The organism is Bartonella sp. CL71SXKL (assembly GCF_042194935.1).
Taxonomy (GTDB): Bacteria; Pseudomonadota; Alphaproteobacteria; order Rhizobiales; family Rhizobiaceae; genus Bartonella.
In genome coordinates this window covers 1-20637 of sequence record NZ_JBHINI010000010.1, presented here as the reverse complement: position 1 = coordinate 20637, position 20637 = coordinate 1, and the positions used below count along the sequence as shown (strand labels likewise).

The following is a 20637-nucleotide window of genomic DNA, read 5'->3' as shown; positions in this document are numbered from 1 at the left end:
CTTTTTTAAGAGTTTTTTTTTCCGTAAAGTTCAAGGCGGTGATGAATAATATCATAGCCAAGAGATTTTGCAATTTCCTCTTGTAGCTTTTCAATAACATCAGAATGAAACTCGATGACTTGTCCTGTTTCTATATCAATGAGATGATCATGATGTTGCCCATCTGCTTGCTCAAAACGAGATGGACCACCACTAAAGCTATGGCGATGAATTGTTCCATTTCCTTCTAATATTTTCATGGTTCGATAAACAGTTGAGAGTGAAATATTCGAATCTATTTTGTTTGCACGCTGAAAAATTTCAAATGCATTGGGATGATCATTTGTATCAGTCAAAATATCAAGAATAACTCGTCGTTGACGTGTTACTCTTAAACCAGCGGTGCGCAATTCTTGCTCATAATTTCGCTTTTTATTCATTTGCATAATTTGCTTTTCAAATAAAGGCTCCATGACAGTGTTTGTATTTTTTCTCTGAACCGCAAGGACAACGCTCATTACGTCCAACTTTTCCCCATGTGGTTATATCGTTAGGGTCACGATCTTGTGGATTAACAAATCTATTTTCTTGTGATCGTGCCGATAAGGTGGGAGCATTTTCTTGACTTTGATCATTAAAGACAGAAGAAGCAGCATCAGTTTGCTCAGGTATGGTCGGTTCTGTGGGGTGTTGAATGATTTCAAAGCGCATAAGCTTAGAAGTGACAATTCGGCGCAAATTTCTCAACATACTTTGAAAGAGTTCAAATGATTCTGTCTTATATTCATTGAGCGGATCCCGCTGCGCATAACCACGAAAACCAACAACAGAACGCAAATGGTCTAAACTCACCAGATGTTCACGCCATAACGTGTCAATAGTTTCGAGCAATACTGCTTTGTGAAAATAAGCCATAACTTCTGGAGAATATCGTTCAGTACGCTCATTTTCAAGTTTTGTAACAGCATCTGATACACGCTCTAGAATTTGCTCCTCGGCAATTCCATCTTCTTTTGCCCATTCTTCCACTGGAAGCTCAAGATTAAAGAGTTGTTGAAGCTCTTCTTCAAGAGTTTTTGCATCCCATTTTTCAGAATATGTCCCTGATGGAATATAAGCCTCTACGAGATCCTCTACGACTTCATTGCGCATTTCAAGGATCATTTCTGATAAATCATCTGCGTTCATGACCTCCATACGCTGTTCAAAAATAACCTTGCGTTGATCATTCATGACATCATCATATTTTAGCAGATTTTTACGAATTTCAAAGTTTCGTGCTTCGACCTTTTTTTGTGCTTTTTCAAGGGCTTTATTAATCCATGGATGGATAATAGCTTCATTTTCTTTCAATCCAAGTTTTTGCAGCATACCATCCATACGGTTAGAGCCAAAGATACGCATAAGATCATCTTGAAGAGAGAGAAAGAATTTTGAGCGACCAGGATCGCCTTGGCGACCAGAACGTCCACGAAGCTGGTTATCAATACGACGGCTTTCATGACGTTCAGTAGCGATAACGTAAAGCCCTCCAGCCGCTAAAGCTTTTTCTTTAAGCTTCTGAACATCTTTTTTTATTTCTTCAATTTTAGCTGTCCGCTCTGGACCTTCGGGGATATCCTGTAACTCTTGTCGGATGCGCATTTCAACATTACCACCAAGCTGTATATCCGTACCGCGTCCTGCCATGTTGGTTGCAATGGTGAGAGCTCTAGGAACGCCTGCTTGCGCAATGATATATGCTTCTTGTTCGTGATAGCGAGCATTTAAGACTCTAAAATCGGTAATGCCTTCTTTTCGCAAACGCTCTGCCAATTGTTCTGACTTTTCAATAGAGGTTGTTCCAACAAGAATAGGCTGTTCTTTTTCGTGCGCTTGACGGATATCACGCACAATTGCCCGATATTTCTCTTCTGCTGTTCGATAAATCTCATCATCTTCATCAATACGTTGTATTGGCAAATTTGTAGGGATTTCGACAACGTCAAGACCATAAATATTTCTGAATTCTTCGGCTTCTGTTGTTGCAGTTCCAGTCATGCCAGATAATTTCCTATACATACGGAAGTAATTTTGGAAAGTGATGGAAGCAAGTGTTTGGTTTTCTGGTTGAATAGCAACATGCTCTTTAGCTTCTAACGCTTGATGAAGTCCTTCAGAATAACGCCGCCCAGGCATCATTCGCCCTGTAAATTCGTCAATAATAACGATTTCATCATTGCGAACAATGTAATCTTTATCGCGAGCAAACAGTTTATGAGCTTTTAGAGCATTATTGACATGATGAACGATAGCGACATTTTCTATGTCATAAAGACTCTCACCTTTAAGATGCCCAGCTTGTTCGAGCATTTTTTCAATTTTTTCAGTACCAACTTCGGTAAATGTCGTTGTTTTTTGTTTTTCGTCTATTTCATAGTCTTCTGGAGTTAAGGCAGGAATAAATGTATCAATAAGGTTATAGAAGTCAGTACGATCTTCTAGAGGACCAGAAATAATAAGGGGGGTACGGGCTTCATCAATAAGAATCGAATCAACTTCATCGACAATTGCATAATGATGTCCACGTTGGACCATTTGACTACGATCGAAGGCCATATTATCACGCAAATAATCAAAACCTAGTTCATTATTTGTGGCATAGGTGATGTCGCATGCATAGGCCTCTCGGCGGGCATCACTATCAAGATCATGAAGAATCACGCCTGTTGTAAGCCCTAGAAAACTAAAAATTTTTCCCATTGTTTCAGCATCACGACTGGCGAGATAATCGTTTACTGTCACAACATGAACGCCTTTACCTTCCAATGCATTGAGATAAATTGGTAGAGTTGCCATTAAGGTTTTACCTTCACCAGTACGCATTTCAGCTATGCCGCAGTCGTGAAGGACCATTCCACCAATAAGTTGTACGTCAAAAGGACGCATGTCATAAACACGTTTTGCGGCTTCACGAACAGTCGCGAAAGCTTCTGGTAAGAGCAAATCAACACTTTCACCTTCACTAAGACGTTTACGAAAGGCATCTGTTTTTTGGCAAAGCTGCTCATCACTTAATTTTAGGAATTGTTCTTCCAAAGCATTAATTTGTGCAACTTTTTGGCGGAGTGCTTTGAGATGTCGCTCATGAGCTGAACCAAAAAACTTACGGGCAAAAACACCTAAACTGACCATCTCTGGCCCTTTCTTTTAATTGTTGTCACTCTTGTTGGGAAATTCATATGCTCTCCCCATACTCTACATTTCCTTCAGGTTGTCTGATATCATTGGAGACATCATGAAATGCAGATGGTACCATTATACTTGCTGGTGTGCAATTTTTCACTCTAATTGTAAAGTAGAGATAAGAGGCTAAGCGCTTTATGTCAACTTTAAGTATGCTATTTAACTGATACAATACAAAGTAATTTAAGATACAATATGTCATTTTTCTCTATTATCATGTTTTTCATCTGCATTAGATAGGATTGGAGAAACTGAGATAAAAGGATGATTTTATACTTTTTTAAAATAAAATTACTAATTTATTTCTCTATGTTTAAAGATTAAAGTGTTATGGTAAAGAAAATTGGAATCTTGAACCTGCCTTCATTTTTAAGGAGTATATTTATGAAATTTAACTTTATCACGCTTTTTTTAGCATCAACTTTATTGGCAAGTACAAGTTTAGGGGTGAGTGCTCAAGAAGGTTTGAATTCATCGTCGAGTGATTTAAAGACTTTAGAGAAAGCTTCTGAAAAAGCCGTTTCTCCTTCTCATGTTATGGCGGTTATTGATGGGAAAAATATTACAGCAGGCCAATTGGATGATTTAGCGCTTGAAATAAATCCTAATTTAGCACGTTTTCCTGATGAACAACGCCGTATGATGGTTTTAAAAGCTTATTTAGATATGCAGGCACTCGCAAAAGCAGCAAGAAGCAAGGGTCTTGATAAGACAGAAGCTTACGATAAACGTATGGCAGTCATGCGTGACAATGTTCTTCAACAGCTTTATTTTAAACAGGAGATTGTTGATAAAATATCGGATACTGATTTGGAAGCTCTTTATAAGCAAGAAGTTGCTGCTTTACCTAAAGAGGATGAGGTTAAAGCGCGTCATATTTTGGTCAAAACGAGAAAAGAAGCAGAAGCTATCATTAAGCATTTAAATAAAGGCGAAAATTTTGAAGAGATTGCAAAGAAAAGTTCAACAGATGGTTCTGCTGCCGTTGGGGGTGATCTTGGTTATTTTAGCCATGGTCAAATGGTCAAGCCTTTTGAAGATGCCGCATTTGGTTTGAAAGTTGGCGAATACACAAAACAACCTGTTGAAAGTCCTTTTGGTTGGCATATTATTAAATTAGAAGATCGTCGTGTAAAACAACCGCCTGCATTTGATGATGTTAAAGAGATGTTGCGGACACAGCTAATAAAAAAGCGCTATCAAGAACTGATTGTTGATTTGCGTAGCAAGATAGATGTGAAATACCCTGATTCTAATGTTACCAAAATCATGGAATCGCTTCATCAAAATGGGACGCTACTTCCCGATGAGACATCAGATGAAGAAGATACGGAATAGCTAGGAAAAATAAGTAGATAGCCTCTTTAATAGATAATTTGCTAGGTTAGTTTTGTTCAAAAAGCCTAGCAGTTTTCTATGAGAGGTTATTGATCTGCAATCATTTCATTTTTTTATAGAAAGCATATTTTGGTTTTGAAAATCTCTCCTTTGTCGCCTCAAAAGATCCAAGAGCTTTCTCCATTATCTGGTGTACGGATAGCAACAGCTGAAGCTGGGATTAAATATAAAGATCGTACAGATCTTCTTTTCATCATATTCGATAAGCCAGTGAGTGTGGCCGGTGTTTTTACTCGTTCAAAATGTCCATCTGCTCCTGTAGAGCATTGTCGTGCATCGCTTCCTCATGGGGTTGCGAGGGGTGTTGTTGTGAATTCTGGAAATGCAAATGCTTTTACAGGAAGCAAAGGAAAGCACACAACCGATGCAATTATTTGTGCAGCAGCGAACGCTTTAAAGGTTAGAGAAGATGAAATTTTTATAGCTTCTACGGGTGTTATTGGTGAGCCAATGGATGCATCGGGTATTGTCAATCTTTTACCAAGTATGGCAGAGACAGCAGAAGAGGGCAATTGGTTGGAAGCTGCAAAAGCCATAATGACAACGGACACATTTCCAAAACTTGCGACGCGCACTTTTGACTGTGGGGGAGAGCGTGTTACCATTAATGGAATTGCAAAAGGTGCTGGTATGATTGCACCAGATATGGCGACAATGCTGTCATTTGTGGTTAGTGATGCGACTATTTCTTCGGATGCACTCCAATCCATGTTATCAGAGGCAGTTGAGGGTTCTTTCAATTCAATTACTGTTGATAGTGATACCTCCACTTCAGATACGCTTATGTTGTTTGCGACAGGAAAAGAACATTTTCCATGTCTTACAAGTAAATCTGATCCGCGTTATGGGGTTTTTGTGAAACAATTGAGTGCACTTCTGCATGAACTTGCACTACAAGTTGTTTGTGATGGTGAAGGTGCTCGTCATTTAATTGAGGTTAATGTGATGGGCGCTACAACAAACAATGCAGCTAAAACTATTGCTTTATCAATTGCAAATTCACCGCTCGTAAAAACGGCTATTGCCGGTGAAGATGCGAATTGGGGGCGGGTCGTTATGGCAGTTGGGAAGGCCGGTGTTGAAGTCGATCGTGATCTATTGACGATTTGGTTTGGTGAGCATCGTGTGGCCGTGAATGGCGTACGAGATCCTGAGTATTGTGAAGAGACAATAGGTGCTTATATGCAAGGTAAACACATCACAATTCGTGTTGATATCGGTTTGGGTAAGAGCACGGCGACGGTTTGGTCTTGCGATTTAACAAAAGAGTACGTTATGATCAATAGCGATTACAGAAGTTAATGGATGCACTTTATATTTAACAGCTTATTATTTTTCAGAGCAAATGGGGTATGTGAGCTCTTTTAGGAGCAGAGGGGATATGATAGGAAAGTCAGTTATTTTTATGTTCCCTATTGGGGAGTGATATGTGTATGAAAAGTTCTATTCTTCTTGTTGTTGCATGCGCATTGTTCGATCAGAATAATCGTGTTTTGCTTACACAGCGTCCTGAAGGAAAATCACTGGCTGGTTTATGGGAGTTTCCTGGTGGCAAGGTTGAGCAAGGTGAAACTCCGGAAGCATCATTGATTCGTGAATTAGAGGAAGAGCTTGGTATTTATGTTCAACCAAATAATTTACACCCTTTAACATTTGCAAGTCATAACTATAAAACATTTCATCTCTTAATGCCATTGTATCTTTGTGACCATTATGAGGGTGTTGCGCAAGGACGAGAGGGGCAAAATTTAGAATGGGTTTTTATTAATGATCTTGATAAATACTCTATGCCTGATGCTGATAAACCATTGGTTCAGGTATTGAAAAATCATCTTCTTTAATGTGTTATAAGAAGAAAATATAATTCAATATATTGATTTAAAATGATAATTTATAATTTTTTATGTTAAATGGGGAAGTCCAGAGTCGTAAAAAACTTTCTCATTTCAAATCTGTTTTATGTTAAATTAATCAAAACCATTCTTTTGCACGTTCCAAGCGGGGAGGGTTATGTGGATAAAATTATTTAAGAAAGAAATAAAATACGTGCTGAAAGAACACTCTCCAATAGCCAAGGGTTATCGCAACATTGAGAATTGGCAAAGTGTATAACGATGTCTTTACACGATTCATAAGTATAAAGATAGTGGTAGACAATGTATGTTACACTTTTCACGTGTATCATTGTGAGATGGGTTGGGGTGCACTGAGAGGTATAAGGGGTATTTATTTCATGAGATATCGATAATAGGAAAAATTTCAAAAAATGTTGCTTTTGATTAAGAGGGGTACGTTCTTTACGTAATGTAGAATGGCATTGTGTTGCATATTCACGAGCTTTTTTAAAAGAGGCACCTCGCAATGCTCCAAAGCCCATTTCGCGACGGTGCCGGAATGATATAACGTTAAAGCCCCTATGGAAATAATGTAAAATCTATTGAGCGCCACTATCTTTACGCTTATGAAGAAGTAAGCTGGTCCCAATATTACGATAGCTCTTGGCATTTGAGGGCATTCAGAAGGAATATTTTTCTTTTCATAATCATTTTTACTTATACATCAATTACGCTTGTGATGAACAGACAAGCGGCTTTGATTGATCCAACATAAAAACAGATTTGAAATAAAAAATTTTACGATATTTAGAATGCTTGACGCAGAGTGAATGATGGATAATTATCCTTATAAATCAATATATTGTATAATAAAACATTCAATTAATTTTTTATAGGAGGCATGCATGAAGTTTCTTGAATTGGACGGCGTTTTGCGATGGGATATTGATTTTTTTTAGCGATACGCGTAATTGATTTTTCCAATGGCTCAATCATAACGTCCATAGAAAAACCATTTGCGTGAATAATATTTGCGTGATCGACCATAATAGCAACATGATCTTTCCAAAAAATTAAATCGCCTCGTTGAAGTTTATCAGTATCTGTAAGAGGACTGCCTATAGTTTCTTGCTGCATATCGGTATCACGTAAAACTATTTGATCGGTCATCATCATAGAGAGCTGAATGAGTCCCGAACAATCAATTCCAAAACCGCTGACACCACCCCAAAGATAAGGTGTACGGATAAAGGTTTCTGCAACTGTGACATAATCTTCATATACGCGTCCAATGGGGCTGAGATGGCTCGTAATGATTGCTGTTCCATTTTCAAGAATAGAATACATTGTGTCACGGACTTCAATTTCATCAACAACACTGACTTTGCTTCCCATAGATAAAGGGGACACTATTGGTCCACGTAAGTCAGCGTGTAAATATTTAAATGTACGTGGTACTGAAACCACATGCGTTTGTTTTATGGTTGATGTACAAAGAACTTTTGTATCAATATAACCAACATAACCATCTTTGAGTGATTGTCCCCACGACATTGTTTCCCCTTGTTCAAAAATGAGAAGTTCTTCTCCGAATAAGCATTCTGTTTGTCTTTCACTTTTTTTACTATTTTCTTTAAAAAGTCCAGCGACCGCTGTATTAACACGTCTTTTTTCACCTTGAACAAAGCGCTGAGCTGTAATTTCTGTTTCAAGACGTTGATCTGCTAGATCATCTCTGAATGCATGAAGTCTTGGGTCTTTAGAGATCATCTTTTTGCTTTCCATTTTGTTACTTCTTACCTTTAAACAAACTCATGAAAGCTGTATTGGTAAGATTTTTATCCTCAAACAAAACTAAGAACACAATTTAAAACGATAGCAACTGTTCTTGAAATTGCAAAATTGTCCATTTTTGTGGATATTGTGTGTCAAACTTCATTTTTAAAAATATTATAAAGGGCACGAATAGTTTGTGCTGATCCACCAATAGGGTATCCTGGTTTTTCTTTTGGAATCCATCCATAAAGGTCAAAATGCGCAAAATGTTCAGCTTTTTCAACAAAAGAATTAAGAAATAAAGCAGCTGTTATAGAACCAGCAAAGCTATTTCCAGTTACATTGTTAAGATCAGCAATTGGTGATGATAACATCTCTTGGTAAGGTTTCCAAAGGGGCATTTGCCAAAGAGGATCAAAGACAGCGTGAGCAGATTCAGAAATTTGTTGTGCCCATATTGAATCATTACAATAAAATGCGGGAAGATCTGGTCCTAATGCTATACGCGCTGCCCCTGTTAAAGTAGCCATACAAAGCATGAATTGTGGACTTTCTTCATCACCATAGGCGAGTGCATCGGCAAGGACAAGGCGCCCTTCAGCATCTGTATTACCTACTTCAACACTTAAACCTTTACGACTTCTGAGGATATCACTTGGTCGGTAAGCATTCGCAGAAATTGCATTTTCTACAGCTGGAATCAAAACACGTAGACGGAAAGGCAATTTTGCATCCATGATAAGTTTAGCCAATCCCAAAACGTTTGCTCCACCCCCCATGTCTTTTTTCATAAGCAACATGTTATTGGCTGATTTAATATCGAGTCCTCCAGTATCAAAAGTTACGCCTTTGCCCACCAACGTTATTTTAGGATGATGTTCTTTCCCCCAGAGTAACTCAATCAGTCGTGGTGCAGTGCTGCCTGCTCGTCCTACAGCATGAATCATCGGAAAGTTATGGGTTAAGAGATCATCTCCACAAATACTTTTGATGTGAGCACCGTAGGTTTTTCCTAGTTTTCGAGCTTCTTTTTCGAGAGCATCAGGGGTCATATCATTGGCTGGAATATTAATGAGATCACGGACGAAAAAGACAGCTTCATAAATTCGTTGGAGTTCATTAAGATCAACGGCCTCATTGACATGGATGGATAATGATTTGAAAGAAGAATTTTGACGATAGCGATTAAATTGATAGCTACCGAATGCTAATCCAAGATAGGTATTTATTTCATCAGAGGTTGTACCTTCTAAATGCCATTGACCAGCAGGAAGTTTTTGAGCAAGAACTCCTGTGATAAAAGGATCGCTATTATTGCCAATTCCAAATAAAACTTTTTTTAAATGCCCCGTTTCGTGAGGAACAAAGAGTATTTGTCCCGCTTTTCCAGTAAAGTCATTAACTTTTATCCATGCTGTTGTTGACGCATCAAGTGATAAGTTAGCAAGATTTCTTTGGTTTACCAAGATGATAGGGCAACTGTTATCGATACGCGTTGAGGTAAAATGAATGTGGTGGTGCTGCATAGTTATGAGATCCTTATAGTCGTCTAAGTGCGACATATTCGACCAAATGATTTTTTCCCTTTCGTAGAATGAGATTGGACCGTGGTCGTGTTGGCAATATATTTTCCTGTAAATTTTTTAAATTAATCGTTTGCCAAAGATCCTCAGCGATTTTTGAGGCTTCTTTTTCATTGAGGTGGGCATAACGATGAAAATAGGATTCAGGATTTTGAAAAGTTGTTTTACGCAAACGTTTAAAGCGCTCCAAATACCAGTGACGAATGACTTCTGTTTCGGCATCGACATAGATTGAAAAATCAAAAAAATCTGATACGAAAGGAATAGCTTTTCCATCTTTAGGAAGATCACTGACCTGTAATACATTAATACCTTCAACAATTAAAATATCAGGACGATCGATGGTAATTGTCTGATTTTCTAGAACATCATAGGTCATATGTGAGTAAAGTGGGGCACGGACATTTCCGATACCTGCTTTTATAGCCGAAAGAAAGCACAGCAGCTTTTTAATGTCATAGGAATCAGGGAATCCTTTACGATTCATACGATTTTTTTGCTGTAAGATTGCGTTAGGATAGAGAAAACCATCCGTTGTGATTAGATCAACTTTAAGACTAGATGTCCAACGTTTCAACAGTTCTTGAAGAATGCGAGCCGTGGTTGATTTTCCTACAGCTACAGAACCAGCAATTCCAATAATAAAGGGCGTTTTTCTACTCTCTTCTTGATGGAGAAACTGCTGACGTTTGTGGAAAAGTTCCTGTACTGCTTCAACATGGCATGATAACAGACGCGATAAAGAAAGATAAATGCGTTGGACTTCTTTAAGATCGATAGGATCATCAATAGAGCGTAAACGCTTAATTTCATCAAAAGTCAAAGTAAGAGGTGTGTCTTCACGAAACTCTGACCATTCTTGTGCAGTAAAAACACGATAGGGTGAATATCGGTCAGAAACAGATTTGACCAGATTATCTTTCTGATTAATTTTTTGTATAGTTGTATCAATCATTTGTATTTGTCGAGATTTTTTTGCAGCAGCAATTGATTAAGAGCAGACAGAAGAGCGGCTTTATTTTCAAATAAATTTTGTTTTGCATGCTCTCTTCTTTTAAGATAATAGATCATTTTTCATTAACTTATAGTCCAGTCATTCCAGTTTGCACGGATTTGTGCTAATGAGTGCCCTTGCGCCAAAAAAGCCCATAAAAGTAGACGCGCTTTTACGGCTGATAAATAACCAGACATGAGAGCACCAGAAGCAATCATATCGATTTCGGAGCCTTTATAGCCATAAGTTATACGAGTTGTTGAGCCATTACAACAACGACTAGCAATAATGATTGGTATTTTTTGTGCATATTGTTGTACAAGGTCTGCTTCTTGAAAACTACAGTGCCCCGCACCAAAACCAGCAATAACAACTCCAGCATAATACCCACTTTCAAGGCATAGTTTCATTAATTGTGCACCAGATGATAAAGAGGAATAGAGGAGTGCAATTTGATGATCATGATTTTGGGGAAGATCAAACGTTGTCGGAAAAAATTTTCGATCATTGAAATAAATAAGTTTTCCCTCTAAAATAGTTCCTAAAACACCTGCAAGACCTGATTGAAATGTTTCGACTTTGACGGTATGGCTTTTATAGAGCCAATAAGGTGAATGAATTGCATCATTTATGACAACGAGAACGCCCCTGTTACGACTTTGTGTGGCTGCTGCGACACGAGTGGCTGCTAAAATGTTTGCGGGGCCATCCGCGCCTGCTTCATGAGGCATGCGCATAGCGCCGGTTATGATGAGTGGTTCAGCCTCCTTCCAATAAAGAGAAAGAAAAAAAGCTGTTTCTTCCAGAGTATCAGTCCCTTGTGTTAAAACAATACCTTCTGCACCAGCGTTTATTTGTTGTTTTGCCCACTTAATTATTTCAAAAAGCATTTGAAACGATAAAGATCCACTTGGTATTTGCATTAATGTTTGTGCATGAATATCAGCAACGTTATTTAAATCAGGAACACTTTTTATAAGGTTATCTGAAGTTAAAGTCGGTTGCATGTGACCAAAACTATCAGCAGTCATTGCAATTGTTCCACCTAAGGTCCCTATGGCTATTTTTTTCATAATTTTCCTCTAAAAAGCACAAACTGTTTATATAAAGCTATTTAGCAGTAATTTACATTGACAACAATGATATCATTTTTCCATTTTCAACAAATTGAGTTATGCTGAATCATTGTGTTTTGCTGTATATGTTCTTAAATAGGACAATAGTAATTGAGTTTTACATTGTATGAAAAGAAATCAATATTAAAAAGTAAAGTTAATATTAAGGAGTTTCCTTATGACAGAACATAAGCCAGACATAATGTATGGTACAACAATTATTACGGTACGAAAAGGTGGAAAAGTCGTGATGGCCGGTGATGGTCAGGTCTCTCTTGGACAGACAATTATGAAAGGCAATGCACGTAAAGTGCGTCGTCTTGGAAAGAACGGAGTGGTTATTGCTGGTTTTGCAGGTGCTACGGCAGATGCTTTTACATTACTGGAGAGATTGGAAACAAAGCTTGAACAATATCCTGATCAGCTTATGCGTGCCTGTGTAGAACTTGCAAAAGATTGGCGAACAGATCGCTATTTGCGTCGTCTCGAAGCAATGATGCTCGTGGCTGATAAGAAAGTAACTTTGGCTTTAACAGGGCTTGGTGATGTCTTAGAACCAGAAGATGGGGTTATGGCAATTGGCTCTGGAGGAAATTTTGCTCTTTCAGCAGCGCGTGCACTCATGGATTTGGATTTGGATGCAGAAACTATTGCTCGTAAAGCTATGGCTATTGCCGCTAAAATTTGTGTTTACACCAATGATCATTTTACGATTGAAACATTGGATGCAGAATTATCTTCTTTAGAGAAAGCTATTTAAATGTGTGTTGTATTTTCCCCTCGTGAGACTGTTTCTGAACTTGATCGTTTTATTATTGGCCAAAATGATGCCAAACGCTCTGTAGCTATTGCATTGCGCAATCGGTGGCGTAGGCAACAGCTTGATGAGCCGATGCGTGAAGAAGTTATGCCAAAAAATATTTTAATGATAGGGCCAACAGGTGTTGGTAAAACAGGAATCGCACGTCGATTAGCAAAACTTTCTGGAGCACCCTTCGTTAAAGTAGAAGCGACGAAATTTACTGAAGTTGGTTATGTGGGACGTGATGTTGAGCAAATTATTCGAGATCTTGTTGAAATTGCCATTTCTCTTGTACGTGAAAAGAAACGAGATGAAATAAAAGAAAAGGCTCACGTGAATGCTGAAGAGCGCGTTTTAGACGCCCTTGTTGGTAAAACAGCAAGTCCTGCTACCCGTGATAGTTTTCGTAAAAAATTGCGTGAAGGTGAGCTGGATGAGAAAGAGATTGAAATTGAAGTCGCCGATAATAATAGCAATAGTGCTTCAACCTTTGATATTCCTGGTATGCCTGGGGCACAAATGGGTATTATGAATTTATCAGATATTTTGGGCAAAATGGGCAGTCGTACAAAAGTCCGTAAGACGACGGTAAAGGATTCTTTTAAACCGCTCATTGATGATGAATCTGAAAAACTCCTTGATCAGGAGCAAATTATTCAAGAGGCGCTTCGTGTTGCTGAAAATGATGGTATTGTTTTTATTGATGAGATTGATAAAATTGCAACTCGAGACGGTGGAGCCAGTGCTGCGATTTCGCGTGAGGGCGTTCAACGTGATCTTTTGCCTTTGGTGGAAGGAACAACAATTGCTACAAAATATGGGCAAATCAAAACAGATCATATTCTTTTTATTGCCTCAGGTGCATTTCATGTTTCCAAGCCATCTGATTTATTACCCGAACTTCAAGGACGTTTGCCCATCCGTGTGGAGCTCAATCCTTTAACAAGGGAAGATTTACGACGCATTCTAACAGAACCAGAAGCCAGTTTGATTAAACAATATATTGCTCTTATGGCAACGGAAGAGGTTCATTTGGAAATTACCGATGATGCAATTGATGCTTTAGCAGATATTGCTGTAGATTTAAATGCAAGGATTGAAAATATAGGGGCACGTCGTTTGCAAACAGTGATGGAGCGCGTTTTGGATGAGATTTCTTTTACGGCGCCAGATAAAGCTGGAACATCGTTTAAAATTGATGCTGCTTACGTAAGAAAATCTATTGGCGAGCTTGCTGCTGATATCGATCTTTCCCGTTTTATTCTTTGAAAGTTATTGCTTGTTTTGTTTATCTGCGCGCTTCGATAATTTTGAAACCATGGGCTTGTTCATGTATCAACACTGTGCGGAAAATATTTTTTAATAATGTTTCATAAGGCAGGTGGCGGTTTGCAACAAAAAGCAGACTGCCGCTTGGTTTTAAGCACTTTGCAGCATTTATAATAAAATTTTTTCCTAATGAAACATCTGTCGTTTGTTGTGTGTGAAACGGTGGATTTGAAATGATTGTGTCATATAGATTTGTGATAGGTTCATGTACAAGGTCATGCCAATAAAAATGAATTGGAAAAGGAGCTGTTATGGATTTAAGGTGCCGTTTTGCTGCTCTCAAAGCGTTGTAGTCGGCTTCATAAAGGTCTAGAGCGGTGAGTTTTTCACTTCTTTCAAGTGCAACGTGAGAAAGATAGCCCCATCCAGCACCAAAATCAGCCGTTTTTCCAGAAATAACTTTGAACATATAAGACGCAAGCGCAGCAGATCCTGGATCAATACGTCCGTGTGAGAACATACCAGAAGCGGTTTGAAATTTACCAAAAGTGAGCGGTGGTGAGCGCAATTGCGCAATGTTATGTCTCTCAATTTGTTGAGGAACTTGCAACCAAAATACAAGACCATGATTTTTAGATAATTTATTGGTGATGGGAACAATTGTTTTGACCCATTTCATCATTGAAGCAGCACCAGCAGTTTTATTCCCACTGATTACAATCCATCCATTGGGTTTAACGCATTCTAATAAATCAAGAAAACAATTTTGGTTCAAACCACGATATTTGCTCAAATGTAAAAATGCACCATCATAGCTGAAGGTTTTATCTATTTGAGGAGAGCAGTGAAATTGAGTATCGACAAATTTTAAAAAATCTGGTCGCCAAGGCGTAATAACTCTTAAATTTTGTGCCCATTCTTGAGCTGGGATTTCTGTTAAACCAAAACTTAGCCAACACTGGTTTGGATCAGGATACGGGAGTTCATGATTTTCAAAAGGCAAAAATAATAACACATATGACTCTTTCAAAGAAAAAAATGCCACTCCAATATTGGGATGGCATTTCATGATACGATAAGAAGAAAAACTTACTCTTCTTTTTTCTTACGGCGGCGCTTATTTTCAGGTTGTTTTTTTTCATCCACGCACTTTTCTTCATTTATCGCTTTATCACCGGTGATTTCCTTTCCGGTTGTTTGATCAACGACCTTCATTGATAACCGAACTTTTCCACGCTCATCAAAGCCCATTAATTTAACCCAAACTTTGTCACCTTCTTTTACAATATCGGTTGTTTTGCTGACGCGTTCTGATGCAAGCTGAGAGATATGAACGAGTCCATCACGAGAACCAAAGAAGTTTATAAATGCACCAAATTCTGCAGTTTTTACAACTGTTCCTTGGTAGATAGCACCAACTTCAGGCTCATCGACAATAGAATGGATCCAGCGTTTTGCCGCTTCAATGGTTTTAGCATCAGCAGAAGCAATTTTAATGGTACCATCATCTTCAATATTAATTTTTGCTCCAGTTTGTTCCACGATTTCCCGAATAACTTTACCACCAGAGCCGATAACATCACGGATTTTATCGACAGAAATATTCATAACTTCGATTCGTGGAGAAAATTCACTCAGCTCAGCACGTGCACTGGTTAAAGCTTTTGCCATCTCATTAAGGATATGGATTCGGCCTCCTTTGGCTTGTTCAAGCGCGATTTTCATAATCTCTTCGGTAATACCATCAATTTTGATATCCATTTGCAAGGCAGTAATACCATTTTCTGTTCCTGCGACTTTAAAATCCATATCTCCAAGATGATCTTCATCCCCTAAAATATCAGAAAGAACAGCAAAGCGTTCTCCTTCTTTAATCAAGCCCATAGCAATACCAGCAACAGGGCGTGCTAGAGGAACACCAGCATCCATAAGAGCAAGTGAGGTTCCACAAACCGTTGCCATAGAAGAAGAGCCATTGGATTCAGTGATTTCTGAGACAGCACGAATGGTATAAGGAAAAGATTCTTTCGTTGGCAACATGGGGTGAATTGCCCGCCATGCCAATTTACCATGTCCAATTTCACGACGACCAGGAGAACCAAGGCGTCCCGTTTCACCCACTGAAAATGGTGGGAAATTGTAATGGAGAAGGAATGTTTCCTTATACATTCCCGTTAAGGAATCAACATATTGTTCATCTTCACCAGTTCCTAGTGTTGCAACGACAATAGCTTGTGTTTCTCCGCGGGTAAAGAGAGCTGATCCATGTGTGCGGGGTAAAATACTTACTTCTGATTGGATAGGGCGCACGGTAGAAAGATTGCGTCCATCAATCCGCTTTTGGGTATCAAGAATGTTCCCACGAACAATTTTTGCTTGCAACTGTTTAAATACGGTTGCAATTTGATCTGTACTAAATTGACAGTCTTTTTCTGTTTCTGGCATAAATTTATTGAGGATTTCTGTCTTTAGTGCATCAATTGCAGCATAACGTTCTTGCTTATCAGTAATTGTGTAAGCCTTTCGTATATCCTGTTCTGCCATTTTCTGCATCGCTTTTTCAAGTTCAGAAAGATCTTCAGGAACAAAATCACGAGGATCTTTTGCAGCAACTTCAGCAAGCTTTATAATGGCATCAAGGACAGGTTGAAGGCCTTTGTGACCAAACATCACGGCCCCCAACATGATATCTTCCGGTAATTCTTGTGCTTCTGATTCAACCATCAAAACAGCACTTTCTGTTCCAGCAACAACAAGATCAAGTTTTGATTCAGGCATTTCATCGATATGAGGATTAAGAACATATTGTCCATTACAATAGCCAACGCGTGCACCAGCTATAGGTCCCATGAAAGGAACACCTGACAGGGTCAATGCGGCAGAAGATGCAATCATCGCAAGGATATCGGGATTGTTTTCGAGATCATGCTGTATAACGGAAACAATAACTTGTGTATCATTTTTATATCCCTCAACGAAAAGGGGACGAATTGGGCGATCAATCAAACGTGAAACCAAAGTTTCATTTTCACTTGGTCGACTTTCACGTTTTAAATAGCCCCCAGGTATTCTACCAACAGCATAGAATTTTTCTTGATAATTAACAGTGAGTGGAAAAAAGTCCTGGTCTGGTTTTGGGTTTTTGGCCGATACAACGGTTGCTAAGACAATAGTTTCTCCATAGGTAGCAATCACTGCACCATCAGCTTGACGCGCTATTTTCCCTGTCTCAAGGGTGAGAGGACGCCCAGCCCATTCAATTTCTATCTTGTGCGTTTTGAACATTTTTTATCCTTAATGACCAGTGTTTAAATCTTTGATTGCTTACATTCTGGTTGTGCGTAGCATATTTGCAAGTTTTGGGGTGGACAACAAATTACTTCCTTTGTTGCGAGAAGAGAGAAGTAAATCGCATTAAATGTGAAACGATGAGCAGTCCTATCCCATAATAACTTATCAGTTTTTAAAATTTTTAATTAAAAGCAACACATTGAAAAAATGGGTGGTTTTTTTAAATACCACCTCCATTTTTCTTTTAGCGACGTAAACCTAACTTCTTTATAAGTGTCTGATAACGATTTTGGTCAACTCCTTTAAGATAATCAAGAAGACGCCGGCGTTGAGACACCATCTTCAAAAGACCTCGACGAGAATGATTATCCTTTTTGTGAGATTTAAAGTGGTTTGTTAAATTAGAAATACGTTCAGAAAGTACAGCAATCTGTACTTCTGGTGATCCTGTATCACCAACTTTGTTTGCGTATTCTGCGACAAGAGCTTTTTTACGTTCAGCTGTAATCGACATCGTATTATCCTTTCCAAAAACGAAGAAACATAAAGCCACCCATAGCCGAGATGTCGTTCAGCTAGGGTCTGTGAGAAAACAGGAAAAGTCGAAGACTCTTACCTAATTTCGTTCTTATATAGGAAAGAAGGTTAAAATACTAGTCCTTGACAGCATTTTGAAGTCTTTCTTTAAATAAAAGCTTTTGTTTTGAAATATTGATTTAAATAGAGTTTTATGAGAAGTGTTTTAAACAATTATGCATCCTTTTGATACAAAGATTATGAGTGTGTGTGAGTGGTAACAAAAGTGATAAATAGCGTTGGAGGGAAAAGATGCAGAGCATTTCAACATTAAAACTTTTTCGTAATTCGGTATTTCGAAATTTATGGTCATCGACTCTTATTTCTAATTTAGGGGGGCTGATACAAGCTGTTGGAGCAGGGTGGTTAATGGCGTTGATTAGTTCTTCGCATTCCATGGTTGGGCTAGTTCAAAGTGCCACAACATTACCACTTGTTATGTTTTCTTTGATGGCAGGGGCATTAGCTGATAATTTTAATCGGCGTCAAATTATGTTGTGTGTACAGATTATGATGATGGTCATATCGATGAGTTTATCTGTTTTAGCCTATATGGGATTTCTAACACCTTGGCTTTTGTTATGTTTTACGTTTTTGATTGGATGTGGCACAGCTTTTTATAATCCTTCTTGGCAAGCAACGATAGGAGATATTGTGAGCAGGGAAAATATTCCTGCTGCTGTTAGTTTGAATAGTGTCGGCTTTAATTTAATGCGGAGTGTTGGTCCTGCTATTGGTGGTGCCATCATTGCAACTTTAGGGGCATCGGCTGCTTTTTTGTTTAATGCTATAAGCTATATTCCTCTTATTGGTGCGTTGTTTTTCTGGAAGTCGAATTATGAAAACAACTCACTGCCACGAGAAAGGCTGTTAGGAGCTGTCTCAGATGGTTTGCGTTATGTTGCGATGTCACCTAATCTCTTAAGTATTATGGTTCGAGCGTTCCTTTTTGGTATAGGAGCAACTTCTATTTTAGCACTTTTGCCAATTGTTGCGCATAAAGTTCTTGGAGGAAGTGCCCTTCTTTATGGTACATTGCTCGGTTGTTTTGGGTTAGGAGCCATGACAGCAGGTATTATTAATGCAGTTGTACGGCATCATTTTCGTTCAGAAACAATTATTGCAAGTGCATTTATTGGTTTCGCCTTTTCTTGCTTTTTATTGGGAATCAGTCGTTCACTGATTATAAGCCATATTGCTTTATTTCCTGCAGGGTTATGTTGGGTTTTGGCCTTATCATTGTTTAATACATCTGTACAACTCTCTACACCACGCTGGGTTGTTGCACGTTCTTTAGCTCTTTATCAAACGGCATCTGCCGGGGGGATGGCTATTGGAAGTGCAATCTGGGGAGGTTTAGCTGATGGTTATTCTCCAACAATTGCTTTGAGCGTTTGTTCTTTATTCTTGATTTTTGGTGCTCTTGCAGGGGTAAAATTTAGAATTCAAGAAATTCCTCAGATAGATTTAAATCCTCTTGATCATTTTAGAGAGCCGGAACTATTACTCGACCTCAAAGCAAGAAGTGGCCCGATCATGATAATGATTGATTACCAAATTCATGAAAATGAACTCGAAGAGTTTCTCAAAGTGATGACGCGTCGACGCCATATTCGATTACGTGATGGTGCGCGTCAGTGGGTTCTTTTACGAGATCTTGAAAGACCTGAATATTGGACAGAGGCTTATCATATGCCAACATGGGTAGATTATTTACGCCATAATCATCGTCGTACAAAAGCAGATGCAGAAGTCAATAAGCGTCTGCGTCATTTAAATTGTGCTCCTAACGGTATAAGAGTGCACCGCATGATTGAACGCCAAACAATACCTCAAGCCAATGAGATGCTTTTAAAAGTTTCCTCTGATCATCTCCCTTAGGGTTAAAACAGTTTTTGTAAATATTAAATATGTTAATATTATTTCGATCAATTTGTTAGCTTAATCATAACAAAAAATTGCTGTTTCAATAGTTAATAAATTGATTTATAACGGTTATTTACAATTTTTCATGTTGAGTGATAGTTCTGAAAGTCTTAAGCTTTTCTCGTTTCAAATCTATTTAGAGTAAATCAGTCCACATCTTCGCTTGCACATTACAAACGAGGGCTAAAGTGTGAGTAAAAATGATTGAAAAAGAAATAAAAAGCCTCTTATGAATCCCTTCAAATGCAAGGATTATTGCGACATTAAGAGGAAAAAGTGTGTGGTGGTGTTAGCGCCCGGCGCCACATATGACATAAAAATATAAATAAATCAATATGTTGTGTGCAATTATTTTATATGAATCCACTTAAGAACCCACACTTTTATGCATGATTCATTTGACCATTTTTTATATAAGATTGCCATGCATGAATAGACCATAAAAAGCAAATCATGATGTAAATATTATAACGCATGTGTGTATTCAAATAAAATGAAAAGCCGATATCATTCATAACAGTTTATAAATTTTATGATACGTTTTTATCACAGCACAAATTACACTGTTAAAAATTTAGTTGTTTGGAATTATCGATAACATACGTTTAAAGATCACATCTTGTTTTAATGATTGGATTGTTAATCGCATGATAAAAACACAAGATTTGCAGTCCTCAAAATTGGGGAGCGCAAAATCTAAAGTTGTTATAGTATCCTATAAGAAGGTAATCATTTAAAACTTTTATAAGCTTATAGGTTTAGTTTATAAAGATTGCATAAAAGGATTTAAAGACAAGATCGATTTTATAACCACGGTATTTTTTTACCGAGGTAGGAAATAAAGGTCATGAAATTCAAAATGCTATAT

The 20637-nt window shown here is 38.2% G+C and carries 15 protein-coding genes; 6 read left to right on the top strand and 9 right to left on the bottom strand.

Annotated features, from left to right (window positions below; all coding sequences use genetic code 11):
* Positions 1 to 5: 5 nt before the first annotated feature.
* Positions 6 to 497 carry a Fur family transcriptional regulator gene (locus ACFILA_RS06410; protein WP_273790603.1) on the bottom strand — a complete coding sequence of 164 codons (492 nt, stop codon included), beginning with the start codon at positions 495 to 497 and terminating at the stop codon, positions 6 to 8.
* Entirely contained in the window at positions 436 to 3153 is a 2718-nt protein-coding gene (gene secA / locus ACFILA_RS06405) for a preprotein translocase subunit SecA (protein WP_273790602.1), read from the bottom strand. Before secA ends, ACFILA_RS06410 begins: the two co-directional genes overlap by 62 nt.
* Before the next feature lie 435 nt (positions 3154 to 3588).
* On the opposite strand from secA, the gene ACFILA_RS06400 reads away from it, so the two are divergent.
* From ACFILA_RS06400 to mutT, 3 genes are all read left to right on the top strand, one after another.
* Positions 3589 to 4542, top strand: coding sequence for a peptidylprolyl isomerase (locus ACFILA_RS06400; RefSeq protein WP_375660846.1), 954 nt, complete (start codon positions 3589 to 3591; stop codon positions 4540 to 4542).
* A 129-nt stretch (positions 4543 to 4671) separates the two neighbouring features.
* On the top strand, positions 4672 to 5904 hold the full coding sequence (gene argJ, locus ACFILA_RS06395) for a bifunctional glutamate N-acetyltransferase/amino-acid acetyltransferase ArgJ (protein WP_375660845.1): 1233 nt from the start codon (positions 4672 to 4674) through the stop codon (positions 5902 to 5904).
* A gap of 125 nt (positions 5905 to 6029) precedes the next feature.
* Positions 6030 to 6443 (top strand): 8-oxo-dGTP diphosphatase MutT, encoded by a 414-nt coding sequence (mutT, locus tag ACFILA_RS06390; RefSeq protein WP_375631082.1) that lies wholly within the window; start codon positions 6030 to 6032, stop codon positions 6441 to 6443.
* A gap of 876 nt (positions 6444 to 7319) precedes the next feature.
* Here the strand turns inward: mutT and ACFILA_RS06385 are convergent.
* From ACFILA_RS06385 to ACFILA_RS06370, 4 genes are all read right to left on the bottom strand, one after another.
* Positions 7320 to 8207 carry an NlpC/P60 family protein gene (locus ACFILA_RS06385; protein ID WP_375657925.1) on the bottom strand — a complete coding sequence of 296 codons (888 nt, stop codon included), beginning with the start codon at positions 8205 to 8207 and terminating at the stop codon, positions 7320 to 7322.
* Between the two features lie 158 nt (positions 8208 to 8365).
* The gene (locus tag ACFILA_RS06380; RefSeq protein WP_375631081.1) at positions 8366 to 9739 is read right to left on the bottom strand and encodes a M17 family metallopeptidase; all 1374 of its coding nucleotides are present in this window, start codon (positions 9737 to 9739) and stop codon (positions 8366 to 8368) included.
* Between the two features lie 13 nt (positions 9740 to 9752).
* Complete coding sequence (coaA, locus tag ACFILA_RS06375; protein WP_273790598.1) at positions 9753 to 10751, bottom strand: type I pantothenate kinase; 999 nt, start codon at positions 10749 to 10751, stop codon at positions 9753 to 9755.
* 122 nt (positions 10752 to 10873) lie between these two features.
* Complete coding sequence (locus ACFILA_RS06370) at positions 10874 to 11863, bottom strand: asparaginase (protein WP_375637596.1); 990 nt, start codon at positions 11861 to 11863, stop codon at positions 10874 to 10876.
* Between the two features lie 220 nt (positions 11864 to 12083).
* Here ACFILA_RS06370 and hslV point away from each other — a divergent pair, with 220 nt between their 5' ends.
* On the top strand, positions 12084 to 12665 hold the full coding sequence (gene hslV / locus ACFILA_RS06365) for an ATP-dependent protease subunit HslV (RefSeq protein WP_012754621.1): 582 nt from the start codon (positions 12084 to 12086) through the stop codon (positions 12663 to 12665).
* The gene (hslU, locus tag ACFILA_RS06360) at positions 12666 to 13976 is read left to right on the top strand and encodes an ATP-dependent protease ATPase subunit HslU (RefSeq protein WP_375631079.1); all 1311 of its coding nucleotides are present in this window, start codon (positions 12666 to 12668) and stop codon (positions 13974 to 13976) included.
* Between the two features lie 19 nt (positions 13977 to 13995).
* Here the strand turns inward: hslU and ACFILA_RS06355 are convergent, their stop codons facing one another.
* The 3 genes from ACFILA_RS06355 to rpsO all read right to left on the bottom strand — a co-directional run bounded on the left by ACFILA_RS06355 (position 13996) and on the right by rpsO (position 17781).
* Entirely contained in the window at positions 13996 to 14991 is a 996-nt protein-coding gene (locus ACFILA_RS06355; protein WP_375654448.1) for a class I SAM-dependent methyltransferase, read from the bottom strand.
* Between the two features lie 74 nt (positions 14992 to 15065).
* Positions 15066 to 17261, bottom strand: a complete 2196-nt coding sequence (pnp, locus tag ACFILA_RS06350; protein ID WP_375637597.1) for a polyribonucleotide nucleotidyltransferase — start codon at positions 17259 to 17261, stop codon at positions 15066 to 15068.
* A gap of 250 nt (positions 17262 to 17511) precedes the next feature.
* Positions 17512 to 17781 carry a 30S ribosomal protein S15 gene (rpsO, locus tag ACFILA_RS06345; RefSeq protein ID WP_375611819.1) on the bottom strand — a complete coding sequence of 90 codons (270 nt, stop codon included), beginning with the start codon at positions 17779 to 17781 and terminating at the stop codon, positions 17512 to 17514.
* A 314-nt stretch (positions 17782 to 18095) separates the two neighbouring features.
* Between rpsO and ACFILA_RS06340 the strand changes: the two genes are divergently transcribed.
* The gene (locus ACFILA_RS06340; protein ID WP_375660844.1) at positions 18096 to 19724 is read left to right on the top strand and encodes an MFS transporter; all 1629 of its coding nucleotides are present in this window, start codon (positions 18096 to 18098) and stop codon (positions 19722 to 19724) included.
* The last annotated feature ends 913 nt before the right edge of the window (positions 19725 to 20637 follow it).

Excerpts from the sequence above, each read along its gene's own strand:
- mutT (WP_375631082.1), top strand. The coding sequence starts at position 6,030 with ATGTGTATGAAAAGTTCTATTCTTCTTGTTGTTGCATGCGCATTGTTC.
- ACFILA_RS06410 (WP_273790603.1), bottom strand. The coding sequence starts at position 497 with ATGAGCGTTGTCCTTGCGGTTCAGAGAAAAAATACAAACACTGTCATG.
- ACFILA_RS06380 (WP_375631081.1), bottom strand. The coding sequence starts at position 9,739 with ATGCAGCACCACCACATTCATTTTACCTCAACGCGTATCGATAACAGT.
- ACFILA_RS06370 (WP_375637596.1), bottom strand. The coding sequence starts at position 11,863 with ATGAAAAAAATAGCCATAGGGACCTTAGGTGGAACAATTGCAATGACT.
- ACFILA_RS06340 (WP_375660844.1), top strand. The coding sequence starts at position 18,096 with ATGCAGAGCATTTCAACATTAAAACTTTTTCGTAATTCGGTATTTCGA.
- rpsO (WP_375611819.1), bottom strand. The coding sequence starts at position 17,781 with ATGTCGATTACAGCTGAACGTAAAAAAGCTCTTGTCGCAGAATACGCA.
- hslV (WP_012754621.1), top strand. The coding sequence starts at position 12,084 with ATGACAGAACATAAGCCAGACATAATGTATGGTACAACAATTATTACG.
- secA (WP_273790602.1), bottom strand. The coding sequence starts at position 3,153 with ATGGTCAGTTTAGGTGTTTTTGCCCGTAAGTTTTTTGGTTCAGCTCAT.
- pnp (WP_375637597.1), bottom strand. The coding sequence starts at position 17,261 with ATGTTCAAAACGCACAAGATAGAAATTGAATGGGCTGGGCGTCCTCTC.
- hslU (WP_375631079.1), top strand. The coding sequence starts at position 12,666 with ATGTGTGTTGTATTTTCCCCTCGTGAGACTGTTTCTGAACTTGATCGT.
- ACFILA_RS06385 (WP_375657925.1), bottom strand. The coding sequence starts at position 8,207 with ATGATCTCTAAAGACCCAAGACTTCATGCATTCAGAGATGATCTAGCA.
- coaA (WP_273790598.1), bottom strand. The coding sequence starts at position 10,751 with ATGATTGATACAACTATACAAAAAATTAATCAGAAAGATAATCTGGTC.
- ACFILA_RS06400 (WP_375660846.1), top strand. The coding sequence starts at position 3,589 with ATGAAATTTAACTTTATCACGCTTTTTTTAGCATCAACTTTATTGGCA.